At 58.0% G+C, this 3,594-nt stretch carries 4 protein-coding genes; 1 reads left to right on the forward strand and 3 read right to left on the reverse strand.

The window, feature by feature from the left end; translation table 11 throughout:
- On the forward strand, window positions 1-237 hold a 237-nt coding region (gene rpsT, locus ACIOVB_RS27195), incomplete at its 5' end, for a 30S ribosomal protein S20 (protein ID WP_401272237.1).
- A gap of 111 nt (window positions 238-348) precedes the next feature.
- Here rpsT and ACIOVB_RS27200 read toward each other — a convergent pair.
- The 3 genes from ACIOVB_RS27200 to cgtA form a co-directional block, all read right to left on the reverse strand.
- The gene (locus ACIOVB_RS27200; protein ID WP_401272238.1) at window positions 349-816 is read right to left on the reverse strand and encodes a CreA family protein; all 468 of its coding nucleotides are present in this window, start codon (window positions 814-816) and stop codon (window positions 349-351) included.
- Window positions 817-826: 10 nt separating this feature from the next.
- A complete protein-coding gene (proB, locus tag ACIOVB_RS27205; RefSeq protein WP_401272239.1) occupies window positions 827-1,945 on the reverse strand; it encodes a glutamate 5-kinase in 1,119 nt (372 codons plus the stop codon).
- Window positions 1,946-2,082: 137 nt separating this feature from the next.
- Window positions 2,083-3,306, reverse strand: coding sequence for an Obg family GTPase CgtA (cgtA, locus tag ACIOVB_RS27210; RefSeq protein WP_401272240.1), 1,224 nt, complete (start codon window positions 3,304-3,306; stop codon window positions 2,083-2,085).
- Window positions 3,307-3,594: the final 288 nt, after the last annotated feature.

The raw sequence follows: 3,594 nt of genomic DNA on the forward strand, positions 1-3,594 counted from the left end.
CAGGCTGAGAAGCGTCGCAGCCACAACGCCAGCCTGCGTTCCATGGTTCGTACCTACATCAAGAATGTAGTTAAGGCCATCGTCGCAAAAGACGCTGAAAAAGCTCAAGCTGCATACGTTCTGGCTGTGCCAGTTATCGACCGCATGGCCGATAAAGGCATCATCCACAAGAACAAGGCTGCTCGTCATAAGAGCCGTCTGAATGGCCACGTCAAGGCACTGAAAGAAGCTGCCTAAGCGACGTAGTCATTAAAAAACCGACCTCAGGGTCGGTTTTTTATTGCCTGCGATTTGGTGAATACAGAGCAAAAAAATGTGGGAGCTGGCTCCCACATGGATTTTCTTGCCTTATTGCTGAACCGGCACCCACGGCAGGATCGGAATCGCCGTCACCGCATTCTGCGGACTGCCCTCGATCAAGCGGTCGCTGTAGACCAGGTACACCAACGTATTGCGTTTCTTGTCGAGAAAACGCACCACCTGCATGGTCTTGAACACCAGTGACGTGCGCTCCTTGAACACCTCGTCACCATCTTTCAGCTCACCTTTGAAATTGATCGGACCGACCTGACGGCAAGCGATCGAGGCTTCGGCGCGATCCTCGGCCAGACCCAGACCACCCTTCACACCACCCGTCTTGGCGCGCGACAGATAACAGGTCACACCTTCCACCTTCGGATCATCAAAGGCCTCGACCACGATCCGGTCGTTCGGCCCGACAAACTTGAACACCGTCGACACCTGACCGATTTCCTCGGCCGAGGCCAGCAATGGCAACGCAATCAGCAGACCCAACAATCCTTTTGCTACACGCATCGAGCTTTCCTCAAACCAGAATCAGATTGTCACGGTGAACCAGTTCCGGCTCAGCCATGTAACCCAGCAAACCGACAATCGCATCCGACGACTGTCCGATAATTTTTTGTGCTTCCAGCGCACTGTAGTTGGCCAGACCACGAGCGATCTCACGACCGTCCGGCGCCACGCAAACCACCATTTCCCCGCGACGGAAACTGCCCTGCACCAGTTTGACGCCCACCGGCAGCAGGCTCTTGTTGCCCTGTGACAACGCCGACACCGCACCATCATCCAGCACTAAGGTGCCACGGGTCTGCAGATGCCCGGCCAGCCACTGCTTGCGTGCAGCCAGCATGCCTCGCTCAGGCGACAGCAAGGTGCCGATACGCTCGCCAGCCTTAAGACGATCAAGCACCCGCTCAAGCCGCCCACCGACGATGATGGTGTGGGCACCTGAGCGCGCCGCCAGCCGCGCCGCGCGCAATTTGGTCTGCATACCGCCGCGCCCCAGCGCACCGCCAGTGCCGCCCGCCACCGCATCCAGACTCGGATCATCGGCACGCGCCTCGTAGATCATCTGCGCATCGGGATTGTTGCGCGGATCAGCGTCGAACATGCCATCGCGATCCGTCAGGATCACCAACAGATCCGCCTCGACCAGGTTGGCCACCAGCGCCGCCAGCGTATCGTTGTCACCGAAACGAATTTCATCAGTGACTACAGTGTCGTTTTCGTTGATCACCGGGATGACTTTCAGCTCGACCAGCGCACGCAAGGTACTGCGGGCGTTCAGGTAGCGCTTGCGATCGGACAGGTCGTCGTGGGTCAGGAGAATCTGCGCCGTGTGTCGGCCATGCTCGGCGAAGCTCGATTCCCACGCCTGCACCAAGCCCATCTGACCGATCGCAGCGGCCGCCTGGAGCTCATGCATCGCACTGGGTCGTGCGGTCCAGCCCAAACGACTCATGCCGGCCGCCACCGCCCCGGAGGACACCAGCACCAACTCGACGCCGGCCTCATGCAAGGCCACCATCTGCTCAACCCAGACACTCATTGCCGCACGATCCAACCCTTTGCCATCAGCTGTCAGCAAAGCGCTGCCGATCTTTACGACCCAACGCTGCGCACCTGTCACCTTGCTCCGCATCATCTTCAACCTTAGCTTGAGGACAGCGCGACCCAGCGCTGCCCGTGACGTTATTCGTGGCTGTTCCTGACCAACGATCGATTTCCAGATACTAAAACGCCGCTCGATTGAGCGGCGCTTAAGTTTACTGCAACGAATCAGTCACGCACGTAAATGATTTCCGGACCGTCTTCGTCATCCACATCTTCTTCATCCCAGTCATCGTCACCGATGTCATGGACCGACTTCACGCCGCTGCGACGCAGGGCACGCTTGTCGTCCAGCGCCTGCAATTGCGCACGCGCTTCGTCTTCGATGCGCTGATCCAGATCGGCCAACTCTTCCTTGTAAGCCGGGTCGGCAGCAAGGCGATCGGCGCGATCCTCCATGTAACGCATGATGTCGTGGCAAAGACGCTCGGTGCCGATCTTGGCGATGGCCGAGATCACGTAAACCGGACCAGTCCACTCCAGGCGATCAACGATTTCCTTGACGCGAGCATCGTGATCTTCCTCAAGGATCTGGTCGCACTTGTTCAGCACCAGCCAGCGATCACGCTCAGCCAGGGACGGGCTGAATTTGATCAGCTCGTTGACGATCACTTCCGCCGCATCCGGAGCGCTGGAGTCATCCAGCGGCGCCATGTCGACGAGATGCAGCAGCAGACGCGTGCGCGCCAAGTGCTTGAGGAAACGAATACCCAGGCCAGCACCGTCAGAAGCACCTTCGATCAAGCCCGGAATATCGGCAACGACGAAGCTCTTCCAGCGATCGACACTGACCACACCCAGGTTCGGCACCAGCGTGGTGAACGGGTAGTCGGCAACTTTCGGCTTGGCCGCCGAAACCGAACGGATAAAAGTACTTTTACCGGCGTTCGGCAAGCCCAGCAGACCGACGTCGGCCAGCACTTTCATTTCCAGCTTCAGGTCGCGCTGCTCACCCGGCTTACCCGGAGTGGTCTGACGCGGCGCACGGTTGGTACTGGATTTGAAACGGGTGTTGCCCAGACCGTGCCAGCCGCCCTGCACAACCATCAACTTCTGGCCAGCCTTGGTCAGGTCGCCAATGACTTCCTGGGTGGCGGAGTCGATCACCGTGGTACCGACCGGCACGCGCAGGATCAGATCCTCACCTTTTTTGCCGGTGCAGTCGGTGCTGCCGCCGTTGGAGCCACGCTCGGCATCGAAGTGCCGGGTGTAACGGTAGTCCACCAGGGTGTTGAGGTTTTCGTCGGCCATCATGTAGATGGAACCGCCATCACCGCCATCACCACCGTTCGGACCACCGTTTTCGATGAATTTTTCCCGACGGAAACTCATGGCACCATTGCCGCCGTCACCAGCCTTTACGCGAATCGATACTTCATCAACAAACTTCATAACCAACGCCTCTCGCCATACGGACGAGCCGAAAAACAATCAAGACATAAGACTCTTGCAAAAATGAGCGCAGCGACCCCAATACACGACCTGCATCGCACGCCGACAGCCCATACAAACAGTTTTGCAAGAGACTCACCCCACAAACGAAAAAGCCCCGTCGCAAGACAGGGCTCTTCCAGCGATTGCGCAATTAAGCTGCGACAACGCTCACGTAACGGCGGTTGAACGCGCCTTTTACTTCAAACTAGATCGGAAGAGCGTCGAGTAGGAAAGAGTTCTGGAGTA

It is taken from the genome of Pseudomonas sp. NPDC087639, assembly GCF_044743385.1.
GTDB lineage: Bacteria > Pseudomonadota > Gammaproteobacteria > Pseudomonadales > Pseudomonadaceae > Aquipseudomonas.